Source organism: Thermocoleostomius sinensis A174, from assembly GCF_026802175.1.
In the GTDB taxonomy this organism is placed as follows: Bacteria; Cyanobacteriota; Cyanobacteriia; order Elainellales; family Elainellaceae; genus Thermocoleostomius; species Thermocoleostomius sinensis.
Genome location: NZ_CP113797.1, coordinates 2,510,586 through 2,533,742 on the forward strand (window position 1 = coordinate 2,510,586; position 23,157 = coordinate 2,533,742).

Annotated in this window: 15 protein-coding genes, 1 tRNA gene and 3 pseudogenes; 9 read left to right on the forward strand and 10 right to left on the reverse strand. The window is 48.3% G+C overall.

Translation table 11 applies throughout. From position 1 onward, the window contains the following. Positions 1 to 37: 37 nt before the first annotated feature. Positions 38 to 211 (forward strand): annotated as a pseudogene (locus OXH18_RS10845) (element excision factor XisH family protein); the annotation flags it as partial. Positions 212 to 296: 85 nt separating this feature from the next. Here the strand turns inward: OXH18_RS10845 and OXH18_RS10850 are convergent. From OXH18_RS10850 to drmD, 5 genes are all read right to left on the reverse strand, one after another. Continuing rightward, positions 297 to 884, reverse strand: coding sequence for a Uma2 family endonuclease (locus tag OXH18_RS10850; RefSeq protein WP_268612801.1), 588 nt, complete (start codon positions 882 to 884; stop codon positions 297 to 299). A gap of 26 nt (positions 885 to 910) precedes the next feature. Further along, the gene (locus OXH18_RS10855) at positions 911 to 1,213 is read right to left on the reverse strand and encodes a PDDEXK family nuclease (protein WP_268612802.1); all 303 of its coding nucleotides are present in this window, start codon (positions 1,211 to 1,213) and stop codon (positions 911 to 913) included. A 63-nt stretch (positions 1,214 to 1,276) separates the two neighbouring features. Next, positions 1,277 to 5,710 (reverse strand): Eco57I restriction-modification methylase domain-containing protein, encoded by a 4,434-nt coding sequence (locus tag OXH18_RS10860; protein ID WP_268612803.1) that lies wholly within the window; start codon positions 5,708 to 5,710, stop codon positions 1,277 to 1,279. A 72-nt stretch (positions 5,711 to 5,782) separates the two neighbouring features. Next, positions 5,783 to 6,151, reverse strand: a complete 369-nt coding sequence (locus OXH18_RS10865) for a four helix bundle protein (RefSeq protein ID WP_268612804.1) — start codon at positions 6,149 to 6,151, stop codon at positions 5,783 to 5,785. A gap of 113 nt (positions 6,152 to 6,264) precedes the next feature. Further along, entirely contained in the window at positions 6,265 to 9,537 is a 3,273-nt protein-coding gene (gene drmD, locus OXH18_RS10870; RefSeq protein WP_268612805.1) for a DISARM system SNF2-like helicase DrmD, read from the reverse strand. A 247-nt stretch (positions 9,538 to 9,784) separates the two neighbouring features. Between drmD and OXH18_RS10875 the strand changes: the two genes are divergently transcribed. Continuing rightward, entirely contained in the window at positions 9,785 to 10,141 is a 357-nt protein-coding gene (locus tag OXH18_RS10875; RefSeq protein ID WP_268612806.1) for a hypothetical protein, read from the forward strand. 609 nt (positions 10,142 to 10,750) lie between these two features. Here the strand turns inward: OXH18_RS10875 and OXH18_RS10880 are convergent. Both OXH18_RS10880 and OXH18_RS10885 read right to left on the reverse strand, forming a co-directional pair. Continuing rightward, on the reverse strand, positions 10,751 to 10,885 hold the full coding sequence (locus OXH18_RS10880) for a hypothetical protein (protein ID WP_268612807.1): 135 nt from the start codon (positions 10,883 to 10,885) through the stop codon (positions 10,751 to 10,753). Positions 10,886 to 11,281: 396 nt separating this feature from the next. Then, positions 11,282 to 11,695: pseudogene (locus OXH18_RS10885) on the reverse strand (AMP-binding protein); the annotation flags it as partial. 834 nt (positions 11,696 to 12,529) lie between these two features. On the opposite strand from OXH18_RS10885, the gene OXH18_RS10890 reads away from it, so the two are divergent. From OXH18_RS10890 to OXH18_RS10900, 3 genes are all read left to right on the forward strand, one after another. Beyond that, positions 12,530 to 13,549 carry a helix-turn-helix domain-containing protein gene (locus OXH18_RS10890; RefSeq protein WP_268612809.1) on the forward strand — a complete coding sequence of 340 codons (1,020 nt, stop codon included), beginning with the start codon at positions 12,530 to 12,532 and terminating at the stop codon, positions 13,547 to 13,549. Between the two features lie 188 nt (positions 13,550 to 13,737). Continuing rightward, positions 13,738 to 16,452 (forward strand): TonB-dependent receptor, encoded by a 2,715-nt coding sequence (locus tag OXH18_RS10895; protein WP_268612810.1) that lies wholly within the window; start codon positions 13,738 to 13,740, stop codon positions 16,450 to 16,452. Positions 16,453 to 16,462: 10 nt separating this feature from the next. Continuing rightward, positions 16,463 to 17,437, forward strand: a complete 975-nt coding sequence (locus OXH18_RS10900; RefSeq protein WP_268612811.1) for an ABC transporter substrate-binding protein — start codon at positions 16,463 to 16,465, stop codon at positions 17,435 to 17,437. A gap of 305 nt (positions 17,438 to 17,742) precedes the next feature. Here the strand turns inward: OXH18_RS10900 and OXH18_RS10905 are convergent, their stop codons facing one another. Continuing rightward, positions 17,743 to 18,204, reverse strand: coding sequence for an ABC transporter transmembrane domain-containing protein (locus OXH18_RS10905; RefSeq protein WP_268612812.1), 462 nt, complete (start codon positions 18,202 to 18,204; stop codon positions 17,743 to 17,745). A gap of 920 nt (positions 18,205 to 19,124) precedes the next feature. Between OXH18_RS10905 and OXH18_RS25490 the strand changes: the two are divergent. Then, a pseudogene (locus OXH18_RS25490) lies at positions 19,125 to 19,634 on the forward strand (penicillin acylase family protein); the annotation flags it as partial. A 228-nt stretch (positions 19,635 to 19,862) separates the two neighbouring features. Here OXH18_RS25490 and OXH18_RS10915 read toward each other — a convergent pair. Continuing rightward, positions 19,863 to 19,949 (reverse strand) — tRNA-Ser (locus OXH18_RS10915). Positions 19,950 to 20,147: 198 nt separating this feature from the next. Between OXH18_RS10915 and OXH18_RS10920 the strand changes: the two genes are divergently transcribed. Beyond that, positions 20,148 to 20,516 carry a 2Fe-2S iron-sulfur cluster-binding protein gene (locus tag OXH18_RS10920; RefSeq protein WP_268612813.1) on the forward strand — a complete coding sequence of 123 codons (369 nt, stop codon included), beginning with the start codon at positions 20,148 to 20,150 and terminating at the stop codon, positions 20,514 to 20,516. A 91-nt stretch (positions 20,517 to 20,607) separates the two neighbouring features. Further along, positions 20,608 to 21,153 (forward strand): thermonuclease family protein, encoded by a 546-nt coding sequence (locus OXH18_RS10925; RefSeq protein ID WP_268612814.1) that lies wholly within the window; start codon positions 20,608 to 20,610, stop codon positions 21,151 to 21,153. Between the two features lie 7 nt (positions 21,154 to 21,160). Here the strand turns inward: OXH18_RS10925 and OXH18_RS10930 are convergent, their stop codons facing one another. Continuing rightward, the gene (locus tag OXH18_RS10930) at positions 21,161 to 21,985 is read right to left on the reverse strand and encodes an SDR family oxidoreductase (RefSeq protein WP_268612815.1); all 825 of its coding nucleotides are present in this window, start codon (positions 21,983 to 21,985) and stop codon (positions 21,161 to 21,163) included. Positions 21,986 to 22,275: 290 nt separating this feature from the next. Between OXH18_RS10930 and OXH18_RS10935 the strand changes: the two genes are divergently transcribed. Further along, entirely contained in the window at positions 22,276 to 22,767 is a 492-nt protein-coding gene (locus tag OXH18_RS10935) for a thiol-disulfide oxidoreductase DCC family protein (protein WP_268612816.1), read from the forward strand. Positions 22,768 to 23,157 lie beyond the last annotated feature (390 nt).

Below are 23,157 nucleotides of genomic sequence, written 5' to 3' on the forward strand. Positions count from 1 at the left end.
TCGATGGCAAAGGTGTGGTAGCCTGACCACCTTCGCCATGGCTGCACGAGATCTCTACCATGATGCGGTGAAATCAGCCTTGATTAAAGATGGTTGGGTGATTACGGCTGATCTATATTTCATCAAATATGAAAATACGGAGCTATATGCCGATCTTTGCGTCGTTGACGATTTGTTGGCGGCAGGAGTGCCTAAACAAGATATTGTGCTGGGATTTCAGCATCCGAGTAAGCGCCCATTGACAGAATTTGCCATTACCTGATCAGGTAGGATTCTTTGTTTTGAGTAGTTGCTTGCTACAGTTTGCCTGCCAGAATTTGAGTGGCTGTGAGGTTGAGGTCTGGAAAGGTGGGAGACTGGATTAAGTCATCGCCTCGAAATTCTGTGGAGTCATAAAACTGATGCTCCAGGATACAGAGAGTAATTTTTTCTTCCAACGGGTCAACGATCCAATATTCGGAGATTTCTAGCAGCCCATATTCAGAGCGTTTTGAGCGATAGTCGTCGGTTTTGGTGGAGGGGCTAACGACTTCGACGACCAGAATCGGGGGTGGCTCATTGAGATTGATCACGGCTTCACGATCGCTCATGGCTTCCCATTGAGCCGCTGCCAAAACAGTGACATCGGGAATGCGAGAAGTATCCCAATTTCGCCCACGTGGAGAGCGAACGCCGACAGTCATTTGTTTGGAAGTCCAGGGAAGTTCTCGACGTTTGATCTGCTCACGAAACTGATCGTTGAGAAATTCGGCAATCCCACCATGTTTACCAGTTCCTAGACTCATGGGTACGAGTTCTCCATCGACTAATTCGTAGCGGGTGTCTGTGCCATCGTCGTAGGCAAGATACTCTTCAAAGGTGAGTTTCTGGGTGGCGATCGTCATAGCACTGGCTCCTGAGAAGGTAGAATTTATCCTTTAGACCGCAGCCGCTTGCCTTCGGCAACAGCGAAGCTTTCGCGGAACTCCATGACTGCATCAAACTGGGCAGCAGGTTTGACGTAGCGGGTCAACAGCGAAAAATCTAAATTGGGCAGCAGTTCACTGCTGGCAATCACTTCGTAACCTGTTGAGCGCAGGTGATAAATCTGAAACTGTCCATTCTGCCACTGCCAGACTTCCGTAACGCCCAGGCCCTGGTAAATGTCTAGCTTGTTAACGAGCCGCTGTTCGGTAGCGGGAATGGCTGATTGGGTCAACATGGGAGAACTCATGGGAATTCTGCTCTAAGGAGGTGATTTTAGTATAGGTTTCGACCATGAGCTTCGACTAAACGGTTACGCTTCCAATCCAGGTAGGGGTGGAGTATTCGATCGTCCACTCTTCCCGGTTTTTGTGCCTTTCGATCTACCTTTCTTCTCGGCTTGCTTGCCGCCCAGGAGTTCTTGCTCGTAGCGTTGCTGATTCAGGTCGAGCAGTCGTGCCAGCACTTCATCATGAGTAGCTTCGTTCCAACGGTAGCGATAGGGCTTTTTGCGGCGTGAGGAGTGGTTAGTAGTTAGTGAGGAGTGGTTAGTCTGTCTACTATTCACTGCCCACTGATCACTATTCACTGCCCACTGATCACTATTCACTGCCCACTGATCACTATCCACCTCATCCTCATCCTCATAATCCAGCAGGAATTCGCATTGGGGTTGAATGTCATCCCAGCCGTAGGCAGCAAGAACCGCACGATCCATTTCGTCATGCAGTTGGCGCAGTTTGAGGATGTCGGGATCGAATTCGTTGGGGTCGTGGAAGCGGTTGTAGGTTTGGGTCAAGCCTTCGTTGTTGCGAACCATCAGATCGGCGCGGAAGTCGTAGTATTGTTTGCCAATGGCTTCTAGAGTGGATAGTGGGTGAGTGGATAGTGGTGAGTGTTCTTTACTATTCACTATCCCCTGATCACTATTTCCCTCTTCACTATTCACTATCCCCTGATCACTATTTCCCTCTTTACTATTCACTATCCCCTGATCACTGATGACTCTGGGGAAGGGGAAGGTTTCAAAACAATCAGAAGGTGTGTATTGCAAATCGTCCTTCAGAGTAGAACTAAAAAATCGTGTCCAAATTTCATGAATACGAGATTGAAGAATTGCAAATGGCGGATATGTATCGAAGGGAAAAACGACAGTTTTCTCGTTGTAAACCATACCTTTTGGTAGAAATGTAAACGCACATGATTTGCTGATACGAGAAATAACTAACACCCGATCGCATTCTGCAATTGCTTTTCTTAACTCAACTCTATCAGCACCGAAAAGCCACCATTTTGCAGCAACAGTTTTATTCCAAGAATTCTTAGGAGGCAAAGCAATCCTTGTAGGTTTAACTTTCTCTTCAACAATCGCCATCAAGTCAGGATGCTTTCGCGCTTCAGCTTCGCTCATTTCTCCAAAATTAATCACATAGCGATGGTGAGAATGAGTTGGGCTACTGTTCACTTCTTCGCCACCAATATAAGGGAAAATACATTCCTGATTGCGTCGATCTTTCTCAATCAAACGATGCATTTCAGCGATCGGTGTTGCATCTTCATTTGTGTCATCAAAAGTGAATCCCATACCCAAAACAATGCTGCCCTGAAAACTCTTATTAGCATTCGCCAGCAATGTATTGGGATTATTATTTCCACCTTTGGGGAACAGAAACGCGGAGATCAACGGAACTTCTTTCCCATCTAAGAATTTTGCTTCTTTATACAGTCCTTTGTAGATGTGAATCACGCTCACCACAACCGCCGCTTGCCCCACCCATTTCACCCGTTTGCGAGCGTTGTAGATTGTGCCGCCATGCTCACAGATCCAGCGTAACCCTGTGCTGCGCGTATCGCCTTGAGCGATCGTATTTGTCGCAATCAATCCAAAACTGCCGCCTTCTCGCAGTAGCTCATGCGATTTGCGGAAGAAATAAGCCACCAAATCAGAATTACCATGTGACTCTGGATAGTATTCCTTGAGCCAAAGCAAGTAGTTCTCGGCATTACCGCTGATAATGGTATTTTTGCCCGCAAAAGGTGGATTGCCAATGATGCAATCAAACCCCGGATTTTCCCGCTCAAATACCTCTAGAAATTCATCTTCCCAGTTGAATGGGACGACTGCATGTTTACCCATTCTCAGCCGCTCTGAAATTTGCCACAACTCTGAAGCATTCACCCAACCCGCTTCATAGCCGATCAGCTTACTGCTATATTCCTGCTGTTTTTGCTGCCGCTGTTTGCGCGTTCTGCCCTCCAACTCAGCCTGAATCATGGCATCCGCAACTAAGCCTTCCCGCGCCGGGTTCACGTCCAGCCCTTCAGCATCGTAAATTTTCAGCTTTGCCAAAAATTGCTCTAGTTTCGCCGCTCGCTGTTTCGCGTTTGTGCCCTCAAAAAATGCCGACACCATCAAATCTGCGGCAAGGCGCGATCGACGCAGTAAATCTTCCGACTCCTGTAGATAACGCCGTTTCGCATCCTCATCTGCATCTGTTTGGGTATCTGCATTCTGAATCTTCTGGCGAGTTTTTAAAATTCGTGAGGTTGTCTCTGCCTCTGCCTCTGCTTTTAACCGTCGCTGATACTCATCCAGCGTTGGCTCATAAAACGCCTTTTGGCTAAACTGCAAAATTTCCCTGCGCTTTACCCCCACCAAAGAATCGCCACACTTCAACGAGTGATCCAGAAACGTAAACGGCATACTCTTTGAAAGCGTAAACAGCCACAGTGATAGCTTTGCCAAATTCACAGCAAAGGGGTTTTTATCCACACCATACAAGCACCGCTGCGCCACCAACCGCCGCGCATACAGCAACGGTTCCTCTCCCTCCGGCAAATCCTCCGGTAAACCATCCCGGTTCCATGCCGTTTCTACCTGGTCTGCCAATTGGCGACAGGCTTCCACCAAAAATGCTCCGCTCCCCATCGCAATATCCGCTACTTTCAGCGATAGGATTTGTTCTGCGGTGGGCTTGTCACCCAATGCCGCTAAAACTGGGCGCAATGCCGTTTCTACAATTGGTTCTGTGAGCGATCGCGGTGTGTAGTGTGAGCCAGTTCGTCGTCGTTCCTCACCGGGCTGCAAATACAGTGACCCCGCAGGTAATAAATTGGGTGTGCGTGGTGACACCTTGCGACCCAATGCGGCTACCACGTCCGTCGCCGTTTTCGCCGCCTTTAACTCATTCAGTGCCTTGCCTGCGACCTTACACGCCGCCCAGTTTTGCAACAGTTTAGCGCGATCGCCTGGTTTCGCTGCCAGTAGCGTTTCCACATTCACCACCACATCCTGGGGACGTACTGCGATCGATGTTCCCTCTGCCCGTTCAATGGCAAAACCCATGATCGCGGTGTACACAGACCCAATTTCAGAGACTCCGAGTGACCTGTACGACAACCGTTCGCCATTCAACATCAGTAGGCGATCGAGCATCCGATACACCACACCATCGGGAATGCGCGGAACGTTTGGGCAGAGGGGAGTGGGGAGTCGGGAGTGAGGAGTCGGGAGTGAGGAGTGGTTAGTGAGGAGTGGGGAGTGGTTAGTCTGTCCACTATTCCCTCCACTATTCACTGCCCACTGATCACTATCCCCTATCCCCTGCTCACTATTCCCTCTCCCCTCCAAAAACGCATACTCATCCGGATCAAACAATTGTCCATGCCGCGCCGGAAGATACTCTGGAGTTTCTCCACCCCCGTCATAGACCAGTCGAAACAGGCTCAACAGCCACGCCCAGGCTCCATACCGTTGATCCATCGTGTCGGGATAGTTGCCTGCATCCGATCGCAGCCGCTCAAATAAACCTGATACCGCATAGTTACGCTGATATAGGTCATCTCCCGGCATCAGCCCCTCATCCTCTGCATATAGCAGAAACACCAGCCGCATCAGCGTTGTGATCAGCCCACCATAAATGTGCTGCGGATTTTGGCTTGCCAGTTCGCCCAATAGTCTGCCGTTGACTGCTGCATCTGCCATCTGAAAACCACGCAGGAGTTCCCATAGGGCATCTACCACCTGATTTGCCAGCGCAGTCGAAACCTCTGCCTGATACTTACGGCTCTCTTCCAACAAATCCTTCAGCCGTCGCCCCGTTGGAGCCGTAAATACCCGATAGGCAGAGAGCAACATTTCCATTGCCCCCAAGATCAGCCGCCCTGATACTTCACACATTGCCTGCACCGGAAACGTCAGGTGTCCCGACGATTCCCCTTTCGGTGCATAAACTAATCGGATGTCTGTCCCGTTGCACAAAATCCCGATCGGAACCCCTGCCTCCCGCAGCAACCGCTCAAACTTTGCCTGGGGACTGGCTGCCCATTTACCTGTCTTTTCGTCTGCTGAATTCACCTCATCCAGATTTGCTCCCGGAGCAATCACCTGAATCAGCATCAGCCAGCCATCGCTGTCCTGTACTCCATAACTAGGTGCAAGAATTTCGCCATAATCCGGCAACGCAACTTCCAATTCCCTTAAAGCATCACTGCTAATCAGATCGCTTGACTCCCAACCCAGTACATCCACCACAAACATCTGAAAATCGAAAATCCAGGCGCGGCTGTCATCTACTAGTTGAAGATCGCGACTGATTGCCGACAACAGCGATTGCTGTAAACCCACTACATTGCGATTGACGATCGCTTGTGCTTTCACCAATGCTGGAGGCGAAACGACCAGCCCCACAGGTTGCAGGAAGCCGAGCCACTCTTTATGTCGAAGCAATTCTGGATCAGTTGCCATTTTAAGTAGATAGTAGTTAGTAGATGGTGGTTGGTAGATAGTGGTTGGTAGATAGTGGTTAGTAGATAGTGGTTAGTGGCTGAGTTTTTTGCGAAGTGTAGATAGCATCTTTCGCAGTTCAGTGATGAGTACAAAAGAGTCGTTGCTTTCGGCTTTTGTGCAATAACCTAGTTCAACCGCAACGATAAGTTGAGTGTCTAATTCAGCAATTGAACCTTCTGCGATCGATAAAAATTGGATGAACTGCTGTGTTGTATGACGGGCTTGTCCTTCGGCAATGTTGGAAGGAATTGACACAGCCGCTCGTCTCATTTGAGAAATAAGACCAAATTTCTCTTCAGCAGGAAAGTTTTGAGTTAGCTGATAAATCCGCTTAACTAAAACAATTCCCCGTTGCCAAACAATCAAGTCCTTGTAGTCCTTAACGCTATTTCCACTCATCTGTTTCCTCCCCTTTCACTTCCCACTTCCCACTTTTCACTCCCCACTAACTACTAACCACTCCCCACTAACCACTTCCCACTCCCCACTAACCACTTCCCACTCACTTCCCACTAACCACTAACGGGTTGCAAGTACACCAAACCAACAGGCTCTATTCGCACCGCTTTGACTTGATAGGCAGCTTTAATTCGAGCAGGTTCGCTAATGAGTTCGACCTCTAGCGACTGCAATCGCCTTTCCCAGTGGCGACGATCGGCTTCTAGCTGCTGTGCTTCGGCTTCAGCAAATAGCGATAGCTGGAGATTACCTGCGGTTTCTTTTTGGCGTTTGAGGATGCGATCGCGCTGCTCCTCTAAAATTGCCTGCATCTCTTCAGCTTCCTTCTGTCCCCGTGCTTGCAGCTTTTTCTGGGCACGTTCAATCAAAACAGCCGCACGGCGATCCAAATGCGGTCTCAGTTCCTCCACATCTTGTGCTGCCGCTTGTCTGAGGCGTTGTTGTACCGATTCAGGCACCTGATGCAGTCGGGGACTTGCTAGCGAGGTTTCTAGAACTTGCAACACATTGTCTTTTTCACCTTCGCCCAGCGGACGCAGTTTCGATCGCCCCCGTGCCTCCGGTGCAATCCACTCGGCAGCCACAGCAATCACTTCATCGTGCAACCGAGAAGCGCGATCGCCATACAGCGACAGCCGTCCCAACACAACTACACTGAGAATCGGGCGATCGGTCAGGCAGACACAGGCACGAGTCAACTCATCGTGCAGAAAGCCTTGCGCCAAAAATCGCGACAACAACCGCTGCACAATCCGGTGTTCTAGGTGCAAATGCACCACTTCACCATCCAGTGAACCTGGATCACGGAAAACGACTGGACGAATAGGAGATTCCCGCCGCCAGTCCCAAAGCTTCTGCCCCCGTTTTCGAGGTGCTCTTAAGGTATCCAGTGTTGTTGCCCAGGTCGGATCAGCGCCAAACCGCTGATCGAGGGCAGGAATGTCCCATTTCGCAGTAGCAGGCTCGTAAGCTGCTTCGTTCGGATCAACGGGTTGAAGGGAATTGGCTCCTAAAATTTCCAATGAAGCAGAGATGGCATCGCGAAAATGGCGATCGTCCAACCCTAACCACTTCTGCGACTCGCTCAGCATTCCCTGAAGCAGCGCGTTTTGCTGTTCTAACTCCTGTCGCCGTAACCGTACTTGCTCCAGTTCTTCGCTGATCATTTCAGCATTGAACGATGATTCATCCGTCTGATCTGCTTTAGCAATCGCCGCTTCCAACCGCGCCGCTTCCCCATGCTGAATGCCATCTGCTAATAACTGGTTGACATTCCGCTCCAACACCAGCGATAGGCTGCCCAACTCCCGTTGGATAATATCGGTTTTTCTGAGCAGCGTATCGAGTACCCGATCTTCAGTGCGCTGAGAAAATACGAAATAGTGACAGTAGACAACAGGCGATCGCTGGAGTTTGCGGTCAATTCTGCCATTTCGCTGCTCTAGGCGTGAGGGGTTCCAGGGCAAATCAAAATGGAACAAGTCGGCACAATGATTTTGCAGGTTTACCCCTTCTCTTGCCGCATCAGTGGCGATTAGAATTCGCAGTGGATGTTTGGCAGGATCACTGTTAAAGGCGAGCTTAATCTCTTCCCGTCGATCGTCTCCCATGCCGCCATGAAACACAGCAATCCGCTGACGTTCCTGATCAGAACCCGCAATGATTGCCTGTAACTGCTGCTGGAGGTAACGTTTGGTGTCGGTGTATTCCGTAAAGATGATGACGCGGCGATCGTTCCAGGTTGCTCCATCCGTCCCTAACTCAGGGCATTGATTGTCCTGAATCCATTGCGCTAACTTTTGAATGCGAGGATCGGGCAAATGACGAGCAGCATTGGCAATCTGCGTCATCTCATCCAGCAGTTCCAATTCCCGTGCAGATGGAATAGAAGCGTCTTGCTCGGTTGCCACCCGCATCTGAGCGTTCTCTTCCGCCTCTACCTCGTCTTCAGTTAACTCAGCGCGATCGTCATCTGCTCCTGCTGATTCTTGCAGTAAAGGAAATGACAGGCTATTCCTATTTTTAGTTTCTGCCAGAGGAGATGATGCTTGTTTCGCTTGTTTGGCGATCAGCACTTCACCACTATGTTTGGCGATTGCCGTCTGATGAACTTTCAACGTTCGGGCAAATGCTTCAATGGATGAGAGCAACCGCTTTTGCAGCGACAGCAGTACCAATGCCGCTGCCCTTTGGGTTGATTTGGGCGCAACCTTAAGCCGCTCCTCTCGCAGTTGTCGATACGCTTGCAGCAACCGAGACAACTGAAGTTCCGGAGCATCACTGGGTAGTCCATCAATGCTCATGCGAACCACAATTCGCTCTGGAAAATCATCCCCAATCTCACGCAGATCGCTTTTGAGCCGTCGTACCATCACTGCATCCAGCAGTTTACGATTTCGTACAGGTACACCTCGACAAAACCGTTGTGGATCAAGGATTTCGAGCAGTGCTGCAAAACTATTTGAGTGACCGTTGTGGGGAGTCGCAGACAGAAACAGCTTATGCTCAAACCGAGGAGCTAAATCACGCACCGTGCGGGTTAATTGAGAGTCGATCGCGTACTTGGCTCCACTGGCAGGTGCCGCATTATGCGCTTCATCCAAAATCAACATTGCCCCTGCCGAGAATTCTCCCAACCAGTCTCGTAACGGTGCTGCATAAGTTTCGTCACGCAGCAGCGCATGGGAAATGATAAAGCGGGTATGGGTTGTCCAGGGATTAATGCTATAACCGCGCTCTCGCCGCCGACTGGCAACAAATTCGCGATCGACAATCAAAAACGTCAGCCCAAAGCGGCTTTCCATTTCTTCCTGCCACTGTCGCACCACAGAAGGAGGACAAGAGATGACCACCCGCCGCACCTTTTGGCGCATCAGCATCTCGCGCAGAATTAGCCCTGCCTCGATCGTCTTGCCCAAACCCACATCATCGGCAATGAATAGCCCAACTCTAGGCATCAGCAATGCCTTCCGCAACGGTTCAAGCTGATAGGCTTTTACCTCAATTCCTGCCCGGTAGGGAGCCTGAAACAGTTTTGGGTCTGTAGAGGTAACGCAACTCCAGCGTAGGGTATGCAAGTAAGCCGAAAATAGTTTGGGATTATCAAAGCCTCTTGCAGCAACGGATTCCCACGAGGCTGTTCCAATGTAGCGAGCATCAACTTCCCGTTCCCAAAGTATCTCTAACGTCTCGCCTAGTGCATCATCATCTAAACAAGCAAGACGCACTCGTGTATCTTCTTGAGGTGTGTGCGTCTCTAAAACGTCTTCGACCAAATATTGCCGAGAGCGAACTCGGACAATACTTCCAACCTCAACAGCCGTCATTTGTATTCACCCCAAAAAACGCGCAGCAAAATTTCCCGCGTTTATGGCACGTCATCAGCGACGAATCACCATATCGACGGATCAACAGCAATAGACGTAGAAATACGTAGGTTAACCTGACACTTTGGTCACTCTCAAAAAAGACAAACGTCAGGTGTAACTCTTCTCAGAATGCCCTGCATCTACAAATCTCTAACTTCTCTGAGGTCTCCAGGATTAAAACAATGTACTTAATCAAAAATTCACTTTGAATACGCAAGTGCAAAGCAATGTCATTTTTTCTATTAGTAAAATCAAACTGACAGAAACTGAGCAACTGAAACAGATTGGAGAATTTATGAACCCATCTGATAAAATTTCGCTGCAACACCACGAGCAAGTTCGTTTTGTTAAGAAACGAGAGATCTCAAGGTTGTCAGGACTCTCTGGAGTCACCCTCAACAAATATCGCCTCTCCGGTACCTTAAGCGAAGATATTCACTGGGTTCGAGTTAATGTATTCACTGGGTTCGAGTTAATGCAAAACTTGTTCTTTTTATTCTTGATTGGCTTCATCATATTAATGATCCGATTGCTCATCAACGAGGTATCGAATCTTATCTAGAAACCCTACTTTCTAACCAAAAGAAACAGCAGCGATCGCGATAGTTTGCTGATTGAAGCGGCTACAGATTGAGGATAAATATCACTCAAGGTTAGAACATCGTCTGTGTAAAAACTGAAGTACCTTAACTGTCGATGGGAAGCTGCTGTAATCTACCGATTGCAATCCCTCCTTTAGTTCACGAGCAAATGCCTCGTCATCCCCTTCCCCGTGCTCCACATTACCCGCAACACTGGATGCATTTATGCGCTGTGCGACGAGGTGTCCAAAGTTATCCTTGAGTGTCAATCAAAAATGCAATGACGACTCGAAAGTTGGGCAAGCCTTGCGGATACATTTCCGATCGCCACTGTTACCCACAACCTAGTCATTTTCATCGACAGTATCGAGCTACCCGTCCTGTATTTTCCTTTACTCCTGGAAGCTTCAGTTCTTTTTATTTTACTTTGCCTCACTCTAATTCCATCCCAGGACTCCGCTGGACTGATCGCCCCTGAGTCTTCTGCGCTCCCTGAGAACCTTCTCCAATCGCTGCACCGCCTTCATCACCGTCGATCGCACATACTGGCTCATCGGGGGCAACGGTACTTTGTTAACATGCACCTGATGCTATAAATAGGGACTTTGATGCAGGATACCCACCACTTCTTTCGGTGAGTACCCTACTTTCAGTGCTGCCAGTGCGACGGTATCATCCAGCTTAATGGCCGCCCAATTATTCTGAGCAAAGCGTTGATAGAGCATGGTGTAGTCGAGATAGCTTCACCGATGACTCGTCTTGCCTACTCCAGATATTGCTGTCGCGCCTGCTTGCCTGCTTCGTTTTCCGGTTCTTTCGGTTTTGCTGCCATAGGAAGTGCGTTTAACAGGAATAATTAAGAGGAATCAGTTAGAGAACGAAGTTAAGCGGCGATCGTGGCATCATTCAACAACGTTCCCAGCAGAGCATCCTCATCAAAATCCACCCCTTCGGATTCCTCAAACGCATCGTGAGAAGGGCGTTGCGTACTGTTTTTTTGTGGGGGGGGGAGGGAGTGGAAGATTACTAGCCACCATTGGTATTCCTCCTGTGGCAACCATCTGCTGAAACGCTTCTGCTACTGCTTGTTGGATCTCTTGCTTCAAATCCACTGTTGAGGTCAAGGCTTGAACCCTGGCTTGAATTGTTGTGGTTGTTAGGGCGATCGCCGGTTTTGCATCATTGACGACAGCCAGGATTCGAGGCGTATTGCGATGATTCCGGGGGGGATAAGCCGGTACAGCCACCACTCCAGCATAGAGACAGCCAAAAAAGGCGGCTAAGTAATCTAAGCTAGGCGGGTAGAGGAGCAGTGCCCGTTCCCCTGTTAAGCCTTGCGCCTGGAGTTGAGCTGCGATCGCTCGACTTCGGCAATCCAACTCACGATAAGTCCAGCGTGCTGCCTCAGTTTCTCCATCTTGCAGGAATACGAACGCGACTTGTTCTGGTTGGTGCAGCGATCGATAACTTAAAAGATCCACCAATGTGAAACATTCCTTGGCAAGCACCAAGAAATCATCATTACAACGAATCATTATTGGAATTCTCTCTTACTACTCTCTAATGACTCAAAATGATAAAAAATGACTCAAAAAAGTATTAACACGAACAATAAGATGTTCCGTAACAGGGATTCCTCGAACAAACAAGAAGCGAAAACCAAAAGCTCATGCTCTGCACTGCGTAAGATAACCAATTAGAAGGGATGGACAAAAGTCCTCCCCTGACTCACTCACCAAATATTCATCTATAGAAACCTAAAAACGAAGCAGTTATAAAACGACTGCTTATCCTAACTCCATCAGACGCTTATGAAGATTTTTCACATCTCAACACGACCGTCGAGCTTGGGGCAAACCAAAATGCAACAAATTCACTCTAAAAACGGATCTCACTTTGATGTTGGGAAATATCCACCCATCCTAAGCGAGAAAGCTTAACCTGGAACATACGCCGATGAGCCAAATTTGCTCCCAACTGCAAGCGGGTGAATAGAGTTATCAACTAGCCACGTTTTGGATGGTAGCCCTAAAGTAAATTTTTGCAAGTAGTTTGCTAGCTTATGGGTATTCCTCTACCTAGATAGAACGGTTAAAACCCTGAATTAGCAATAGAAGCGCATGATAAAACGCTTGGAGAACCCATGAACATTTACTTTCTCTTAATAGGAAAACTTTCATTAAATTTGAATACTTGCTTGTTAGAATCCCTACCCTTGAACCAATTCTTGATTGACACGGTTGCTTCAGTGATGGCTAGGCAACTCCAAGCTGAACGACACAAACGATAAGCGATCTATTCTTGACAAGGATTCTTAATAAGCTTAGGCTTGACGACAAACGCCATTGATTGGCTTGGGGTATGGGGGTATGACAGTATTGCCTACGTCCTATGAGTTGGAGCAAGGATGGCAGGAAAGTAGACATCGTAGTAAAGCTGTCTGGCATGGGGATGAGATTGAACAAATCGAATCCTGCCCTTCTTGGTTGGGAAACGGACAGCGACGATCGTTCTGTTTAAGCAACTCATTGTGGATTGAAATTAGGGATGAAAGTTATCAATCTGATTGGTCGTTGCAACGCCATCATGACGACCAGTTTCCGCTAACGGCTAAGTTCTATTTGGCAGGTTGTTCACGTGTACAGACACGCGGCATTGGCGATGAATATGTCGAGCAAGCGGGGCAAAATTATCTGTATTGCTTACCCGATACGGAAGAAGTTGAAACCTACTGTGGTTATGAACAATTACATTTTGTGATGATTTGGTTGTCGCCCAGCCGCTTGAGGTCACTTGGCACTCAATACCGTGCGTCTTTTGCACCTGAATTGCAGCAGTTTTTAGAAGATGAAACGCGACCCTTTTTTCACCATTCGTTGGGGCAAAATACTCCTGAAATGCAGCAGGTGTTGCAGCAATTGTTGCACTGCCCATATCAAGGCGTTACCCGATCGCTCTATCTGGAAAGTCAAGCCTTAGAGCTACTCTCGCTGCAATTTGCCCAGTGGCTAGAACAAGACCAAGCTGATGCTCCCATGCTCGTACTGCGATCGGATGATGTGGAACGCATTCACCATGCCAGAGCCATTTTGACCGAGAACTTAACCCATCCACCGTCGATCGTAGAACTGGCGCGGCGGGTGGGGGTGAATGACTATAAGCTCAAGCAAGGGTTTCGGCAGGTCTTTCAGACAACGCCCTTTGGCTATCTACGAGAGCAACGCTTAGAGTTGGCGCGGCAATTGTTAAGGGAAACCGATCGATCGGTGGAGGAAGTGGCAAGTGCAGTGGGGTATCAAAGCCGGAGTAGCTTTACTGCTGCATTTCGTCGCCAGTTTGGTACTAGCCCCAAGGGATGGCAACGGCAGATGAACCGCAGAATTATTTAAATCCTTCAAAAAAATCCATCTCGAAGACAAAAAAATCCGCATCGAAGACAAAAATGCTATCGATAGCTACCCTCTTTGTCGTAGTGTTTATTGAGAATATTTACCATCTGAGTGTCGTGAGTGACTGATATGCCACAGGGAAAGATGGTGACAACCGTTGCAGCTGATAAGTGTTATGTGAGGAACGTATGAACAATAGGCGATCGCTCAGTTGGTTGATCAGTGGGGTGTTGCCGTTGCTGATGTTGGCTCTTCCTGCTGGGGCAGAAACTGCGGTGCGGGCAGATCAGGAGGAAGAAGCGGGGATGTCCTTGGTTCCTCGTCCTTTGTCTTTGGGAGCAGAAAATGCAGTATCGACGGAGCAAGCGCAAGAGGTTGGAACGTCCTGGGTCTTCAGTCCTGGGTCTTTGGAAGAACCCCAAGTCCAAGCGACGAATGCTCACTCCTCAATGACCCATGCTCCAGAACAACTGCCCAACGCCCCCATTCCTCAACTCAGTGACCTCGACCACCCTGCAACAACGGTAGACGAGTGGATGCAGCAAATCGCTCAGGCGATCGTGCAGGTTACAGGAGTGCAGGTCAACCCCACTGATACCGGAGTCGAAGTAATTCTGGAAACCGCAGAGGGGCAACTGGCGGCTCCGGTCACTTCAGTGGTGGGCAATGCGCTGATTGCTGATATTCCCAATGCGGTGTTGGCACTGCCAGAGGGTGAGGAGTTTCAGGCGGCAAGTCCAGCCGAGGGGATTGCGCTGGTTTCGGTGACACCCAGGGCAGATGGAATTCGAGTCGCGATTACGGGCAGTGATGCGCCGCCTGTCGCAGAGTTAAGAACGGAAACACAAGGCTTGGTGTTGAGTGTGACTCCGGGAACAGAGATTATTGGAACAGAGGATGATGCGATTCAGGTGATCGTGACCGGAGAACAGGATGAGGGATACAATCCGTCGAGGGCAACTACTGCAACCCGGACGGACATTCCCCTACGCGATATTCCACAATCGATCCAAGTTGTGCCTCGGCAGGTGATTGAAGATCAGCAGGCGCAAGATATTGATGAAATTGTGCGAAATGTCAGTGGAGTGAACCTGTCAAATTCGGCGGGAGGGATTGCCGAAATCTTTAATATCCGGGGATTTGAAGGCACCGTCCTGAGAGATAGTTTTAGAAGAGGTGTGCCTTTTGAACTGTTAGACACCACCAATATTGAGCGGGTTGAAGTGCTCAAAGGTCCCTCATCGGTTTTATTTGGACAACTTGAACCGGGTGGAATCATCAACGTCATCACACTGGAACCTCTGGCAGATCCCTTTTATTCGGTTCAATTTCAGGTTGGTAACTACGAATTTTATCGTCCCTCACTCGATTTCTCTGGTCCTTTAAATGACGATCGCAGTCTACGCTATCGTTTGAGTGCTTCTTATCTCAGTTCAGGTAGCTTTAGAGACTTTACCGATAGTGAACGGTACTTCGTTGCGCCGGTATTGGCTTGGGATATTAGTGACAACACCCGAATCTTGCTCAATGCAGAGTTCTTAAATGATACTCGACCCCGCGATCGAGGGTTGGTTGCCATTGGCACGGGAGTAGCCGATATTCCGATTAACCGACGATTGGGAGAACCCTTTGATGAGGACAATGTTGAGCAGTGGCGAGCCGGACTGCGGTTTGAGCATGACTTCAACGAGGATTGGTCGATTCGGAGTGCTTTTCAATTCACTTCCCGAAATACAGACTCATTAAACACTGAAACCTATAGTCTGGATGAAGCAACAGGAGAGGGAAGCGATCGGTTTTTTAGACAGCAACTCGGTAGACTTGAAGAGTCCTACGCCTTGCAGACCGATTTGACAGGCAGTTTTACAACGTGGGGAATTTCACACGACGTTCTATTTGGAGTAGAGCTTTCTCGGATTACCTCCCGCATTCCCGATTTCTTTCAGCAGACTGCACCCATCAACATCTTCGATCCAGACTACGTAGAAGGTCCTAGACCTAGACTAACGGTTGCTGAATCAGATTTTGCCGATGATTTTCTTGATACTACAAACAACATCGGCATCTATCTACAAGATTTAATCAGCTTCACAGACAACCTCAAGTTGCTGATTGGAGGACGCTTTGATTTCATTGATTATGAATCGATCAACCTCCTAGCCGCAGAAACAACGAGCTTATATGATGATGCGTTCAGCCCCAGAGTTGGAATTGTTTATCAACCCATCGAAACGGTTTCCCTTTACGCGAGCTATACCCGTTCCTTTACCCCCAATCTTTTTTCCAGAACCGTTGATGACTCCCGACTTGATCCAGAACGGGGAACTCAATATGAAATTGGTGTCAGAAGCGAATTCTTGGATGGCAGGTTATCAGCAACGCTCGCTGCATACCAAATTACAAAATCTAATGTAGCCGTTGATGATCCAGACAATCCAAACTTTTCAATTCAAACCGGAGAACAAAGAAGTCGTGGTGTTGAATTGGACATCGCTGGAGAAATCCTCGATGGTTGGAATGTAATTGCTTCCTATGCCTACACGGATGCGATCATTAGCAGAGATACGAGTCCGCTAGAAGGAAATCAACTGAGGGGTGTTCCTGAACATAGTGCGAGTTTATGGACAACCTATGAAATTCAGGAGGGAGATTTACAGGGACTAGGATTTGGGATTGGAGCCTTCTTTTCTGATAGTCGTCAAGGCGATTTTGGTAATACTTTTCGATTGCCTGGCTTTGTCAGAACTGATGCTGCATTGTATTACCGTAGACCCAGTTTTCAGGTGGCTCTCAATATCAAAAATTTGTTTGATGTTCGATATTTTGAGGCAAGCAATTCTCGCGTTGCGATCGATCCGGGTTTGCCCTTGACAGTGATCGGAACCTTATCCATTAATTTTTGAGCTAGGGAGTATGACGGTTAAAAAAAATCGGTTGGGACAATGGTTGTTGATCACAGGACTCATCAGTCTGCTGACGATCGCTTGTGGCGAAAATCTCTCTTCAGATTCATCAACCAGAGAGATGCCTGCATCAAGTTCAACTCAGTTAGTGAGCCATGCCCTTGGCGAAACCAGAATTCCTACTGAGCCGCAGCGAATTGTCGTTCTCCATGACACTATCATTCTTGATCCTGTTATTGCTCTGGGTATTAAACCGATCGCTGCAACCACCTATGCATCTGAGGAAGGAATTGTATTTCGAGGATTAACATCTGAACAATCTGAAGGAATTGAAATCCTTGGAAGTATGGAGCAACCAAACCTAGAAAAAATGGCTGCACTTCATCCCGACTTAATTTTTGCTACCCATCATTTGCATCATCAAATTTACAGCCCACTCTCGTCCATTGCACCGACCGTAGTGATTGATCATAATCAGTTTGATTCTTTCAAAGATAGGTTTCGCTACATTGCGGAAGTTCTTGGAAAAAGCGATCAAGCTAATCAAGTTTTAACTCAGTATCAAACGAGAGTTGAGCAGCTCAGGCAAGCAATAGGGGATCAACTCAATGAAGTTCAAGTGTCCGTAATTCACGTCTATGGTGAACCCCTCTCAACGCCGGATGCAACTCATCATATTAGTCAAATTTTTTCGGATATTGGTTTGCAGCGACCCCCGAGCCAAGAAGGGCTGCTTCAAGAGAAGAACTTTAGTTTAGAGGTATTACCAGAACACGATGCGGATATTCTGTTTATTGTTAAATATCCCAGTTCTAAAGTTGAAACGATTCTTAGTAACCCCATTTGGCAGCAACTTAATGCGGTGCAAACTGGTCAGGTTTATGAAGTGTCACCTGAAAGATGGGGAGGTGCTGGAGGACCAATTGTTGCTAACCTAATTCTTGATGACCTATTTCAATATTTGGTAGACAATTCTGATGGCTAAAAGCAGTGAATCAATACGCACAGACTTTTCTCGAATTGTTATGAGAATGAGAAATATGGCGCAAACAGCTTTCACTGGTCTGACTATCCAAAACGAGAGGTATTTATGACAGCTAATACGCTGGAACGCGATTGTCGTTTTTGCTCCGTGATTTCCAAAACCAATGGCGAAGACCCGATCGGGTCTGCTGGAACTTATGAGCCTTGGCTTATCGCTGAGATTCCTCAACCTTGGGACGATACCATCTGGACAGACCATCCGATCGTCGCGCCTGCCAGTCAATTAGTAGAAACCCTTGAGGAAGATCAGGGGATGCAAATCAGATCATTGATGATCGCCCCCGATCGAGAATACTCCCAACCTGGAAAAACATTGAGCCGATCAGCATCCCCGTCAATTCGTTCGATCAATACGCCTGGTGGCTGCTGGTGATGAAAGGACGTGTCCAGCCGCAGGCAGTGGAGGGCAAGGTGCGATCGCAACTGATTGGTTGCTCGTAGCCCAATGTCCGCAGCCAGATAGCTTTCCGCAATAGAGAGGAGTTGAATCGCAACGGCAATGCCGAGAAAAAGTACCCAAAATTGAAGTAAGGTTGTGATTGATCCACCTGCGATCGCTGTATCAATGAACCTTGCCAATAGCCGAGGATTGAGCAACTGTAGCCCTGTCCCTCCTAGCAAGATCACCAGTAGCACAAGAACCCGCAACCACTGAGGTTTCAAGTACTGCATCAGAACAGTCTGATATTGATGCCAACGGATTTGCATAATTTTGCATGACTAATAGGCGAACGGAGCGGCGGGTAATGCTGGCAGCATCAGCAGGTTGACAAACTGTCTCACAATATCGGTTAATAATTAACGGTTAGGCTAAATAGCACTCTTCTCAACAAGCCTACTAGAAAATTAGAGTCCAATTTCTTGATATTTACCTTTCCATGCTGGTGCAATCGTAACAATCACCCGACTGAGAATAATGTGAGCGAATGACGGTAAGTGAATGCCATTGAGCGTGAGCTTTCAGTTGTCACTGAGTCTGAAAAATATGCAACATTTAATATTCATAGGACGATCGCTCGATCGATCAAATCGATCAAAGAAAGTTCGCTTGCGCCTGATTTCGATTTTCCTAAGCTTGCTTATTGTGCTGATGAGTGGAATCTTCAAACCCAGCATCAGCACAACGACAACTGAAATCCTCTGGGATACCTATAGAGTTCCCCATATTTTTGCCAACAATAATAAACAACTTTTTCATGCATTTGGATGAGCACAAGCGAAAAGTCATGGGAACCTCATCTTAAGGTTATACGGACAGTCACGAGGACGTGCTGCCGAATACTGAGGTGAAGATTATCTGGAATCCGAACCAGATATTTCGGATGGACACACACCATTAATACCCACGACGGCTGGGATGCTTATGAACTCACCTTAACGGCAGGCGGCTATCAGTTTGATGAATCAGTGCGAGCATTAGCAGACTGAACAAATGCTCAAAGTGCGGCAGGCGGATGGCACTCTGCGCTCAGAGACTTTACCAGTAAGACGATCGGTTCATGGCCCAGTCGTCGCAGAGCACAATGGCAAAGCTCTGGCATTTCGCAGAGTAGCAAGGTGAAGAATTCGCCCAGCGTGCTGCTGAGGTTTTAGCAACATGGGATTGTCAAACTAATGCTGATAGTCGGGGAGCCATACTGTTTGCTGCCTGGGCTGAAGCAATGGACTTCTCCAACCTATTTGCCATTCCCTGGGATGAAACGGCACCCTTCACCACTCCCGATGGTTTAGCTAATCCCGCTCAGGCAATCGCGGTACTAGAAACAGTGGCAGCCGAGGTTGAAGCTCAGTATGACTCATTCAATGTTTCCTGGGGCGACGTTTTTCGGCTGCGGATGGGTGAGGTTGATTTCCCTGCGAATGGTGGACCTGGTTATCTAGGAATTTTCCAGGTGCTGAGTTTTGCTCCCGATGCAGACGATCGCTTTCGAGCCGTTCATGGAGACAGCCACATTGCGGCGATCGAATTTGCTGATCCGGTACGAGCAATGGTTTTGACCAGTTACGGCAATGCGACTCAACCCCATTCCCCTCATAGTGGCGATCAGCTAGAACTGTCTGCCCGCAAAGAACTACGCCCCGTATGGCGATCGCGTCCAGAAATCAAGGCTCACCTTGCAGCACGGGAAACCGTTTGAGGACTGAAGGGTTAGGAATCTGCAATAAAAGGGCATCCCAGTCTTGGAAGAAATCTGCTGTAAGGGCGCATAGCCATGCGTACCCCATCGGGTACGTTAGTTTTCCGCATATCCCTTACCCTTCAATTTCTGCACCGTGAGATGTTTCCTGGCAACTTGACTGACACATCATCAAAGCTCTAGAACAGAGCTTCCCTGGCTGGACCTTGATTTATCTGGGTTTAAGAACGGAGAGAGAGGGATTCGAACCCTCGTTACCCTTACGAGTAAACAGCATTTCCAGTGCTGCGCCTTCAACCACTCGGCCATCTCTCCCTAAGCTTTGAGCCAATGTCTACCACTAGTCACAGAATTATTACTCTAGCAGAATTTGCATCACTTCGGAAGTCCTTGTAAAGTGTTTTTGTGCAAGGCTCCACCTCCTACTATCATAGGCGTTAAGGAGTTCAATCTGTAACAATTGTCATTTTGCTATTCGTGGCTTTTCTAACCATTTAACCCGTGACCAGATCCATGCCCCAGGTTTACACTGTTCAAATTCACGATCGCCAGCACAATACCCACTACACTGTTCGAGTGCCAGATGATCGCTACATCTTAATGTCGGCCGAAAGCCAAGGGGTTGATCTGCCATTTGCGTGTCGCAATGGAGCCTGTACTACTTGCGCAGTGCGCGTGATTGCGGGTGAGTTACGTCAACCAGAAGCAGTGGGCTTATCTCCTAAGTTGCGAGAACAGGGCTATGCATTGTTATGTGTTAGCTATGCTTGTTCTGATCTAGTTGTGGAGACTCAGGATGAAGATGAAGTTTATGAACTGCAATTTGGTCAATATTTTGGCAAAGGCAAGGTCAGGCGCGGTTTGCCACTGGACGAGGAGTAACGAATAGAGGATGAAAACAAGGATTGAAGAGATGAAGACTAACGGATAAAACCGGGAATTTTAGTGTTTAGTTTTTCCTGTTTTTACCGTTATGAAACTTAATTTTTTCAGATTGTTTGCGCTTTGTGGGTTAGTGGGTTGCTGTTTGTGCATTGTGGGTTGTCAACGGACTATTATGCCAACCGGAGACTGGGTACAGGTGACGCGGGTTGTTAGCGGTCAAACGATCGAAGTGTTGGATTCTACTGGAGGTGATCCGTTACAGAAAACTGTGCGGCTTTTGGGAATTGATGCTCCCGATTGGTTACAGCAACAGCCATGGAGTCGGGTGGCCCGGCAGCGGTTAGAGACTTTAATTAAGCCAGACAACCGCGTGTTGCTGGAATTTGATGTTGAGACCGATCGCGTCACTTCCAATGGACAATCTTTGCGTCTGGCCTATCTTTGGCATCATCGTACCCTGCTGAATGAGGTACTGGTGGAGGAAGGGTTGGTATTGGCGCGATCGCGAGCGCCCAACCTCAAATATGAGCAGCGGCTGAGATATGCCCAAGAAAAAGCTCGGCTTCTAGGGCTAGGGATTTGGAATCCTAAACACCCCATGCGACAGGACCCCAGAGAGCTTGAAAAACTCTGAAGATTAATTATTGCAACGATTGCAACGGTGCAAACACGTCTGCCCAATCGATTGTGTCTGGTCTAGTGCCTTGATTGATAATTTCAAAGGTTTTGTTTGCGGTGATGGGATGGTTCAAACATTCGACACAAGCCGTTGCAACATCAATTCGACTGGTTTGTCCGTTCAGCCTGTCACCAGTTCCAAGCACTACACCTGTTTTGCCGCCCGTTGTGGCTTTCAGCAGGGTGTTGAGGTCATAGGATGTGAATGGCCCGTCAATCAACCGTCCTGGCCGCACGATCGTGTAGGGCAACCCCGACTGCACAATCGCCGTTTCGCCCTGTTGTTTGGCATCTAGCACTCCAAAGGCATTGAGTAGATTATAGGGTGGTTGATCTTTGCGCTCTACACCACAGGACGAGACAAAGACGAACCGTTTTAGGTCACGGGGGGCAGCAGCAACTAGATGGCGAACCCCTTCCGCATCTACTTGTTCTGGGCTGTTTCTGGCAACTCGACGACGGTAATCGGCATCGACATATATGCGACCCCATTCAAGAGCTTGTTGTAAAGGATTGTCAGCCTCGATCGCAAAATCCCATTTAGCCGAGGGAAAGGCTGTGGTTCCGGTGCAGCAGATTAGGTGGGTAATGCCTGGCATGGCGCTGGGCAGTGTCTCAGGTTTGCGAATGTCGCCGATCGCCACTTCTACTTGACTGTTGAACATCTGTTGCGCTTTCTGTGGATTTCGCGTTAGCACCCGCACCGCTCGCCCTGTTTCTAATAGCTTAGCAACTGTTAGTTGACCTACTCCTCCGGTTGCACCTGTCACCAAGACTCGATCGGACATCCCTATCACCTCTTCGTTTGAATGGTTAAATCCACAGCTATAGTAGCGGAAGGCAACCTGGGAACATATCTAACCTATCAAGCTTCATAACGGGCTTACCTTTTCCGCTGAGACGTAATTTGGTGTTGCTGATCGGATGGATCGCGTCAGGGTCTTTCGTGAAACGCTCTAACAGTTGGGGTCAAAGTTGGCAAATCACGCCCGAATTCAATCACACCCTTAATTTTTCGTTACAATCAATAAAAGATGCTTCAGTAACCCTTGCAATCTGCTCTTCATCCTGTTGCGTTATGTCTTCATTTCCCGCTCAGCCAACGTTGCCTCCGGAGATGACTCCATCTGAAACGAACCCATCTTGGAAGATTAAGCTGCTCTATGACGGAGACTGCCCGCTGTGTTTGCGCGAGGTCAACTTTCTGCGGAAGCGGGATGCAGGGCGGGGATTGGTCGCTTTAGTGGATATTGCCGATGACAATTACAACCCAGATGAGAACGGTGGTGTAGACTTTGAAACGGCGATGGGTCGCATTCATGCAGTGTTGCCAGATGGTACGGTCATTCGGGATGTGGAAGTATTTCGGCAAGTCTACGAGGCGCTGGGTATGGGCTGGATTTATGCTGTCACCAAGTTACCGCTTGTGGGCGCGTTGGCTGATTGGCTGTATGGTCTTTGGGCAGGCTGGCGCTTGCGGTTAACTGGACGACCGGATTTAGCGACGATCGTGGCTGAGCGCAATCAGCGGCGTTGTCAATCGGAGGGGCGCTGTCGTAGCCATTCTTAGCGAGAAGAATTTAGCTCATATTTGGCTTTAGCTCATATTTGGCAGGATGCCTCGCTCTAGGACTGCTGTATCAGTACATTTTTCGGCGTTGCTGAATTTAGATATAGCTGAATTTAGATATAACTGATTATTTCGGTCCTCACCCTCAATCCGGTTCCCCTTCGCGCTTTTGGGGAGGGGTTGGGGATGAGGGTGGTTGGGCGCAAAAGTGTCCAGACTATAGGATCTGTGACATTTTCGTCGTCGCATCACCGCCAATGGTTGCGTTCACACCCTGGGGGATTGGCTCAACCGTCAACTTGACTTATCTACGCTGCAACTGGATGCATTGGTTGCATGATTCCAAGTTGCACATCGCGTTAATGAGTAATCGTGATCCTACTTATTGCG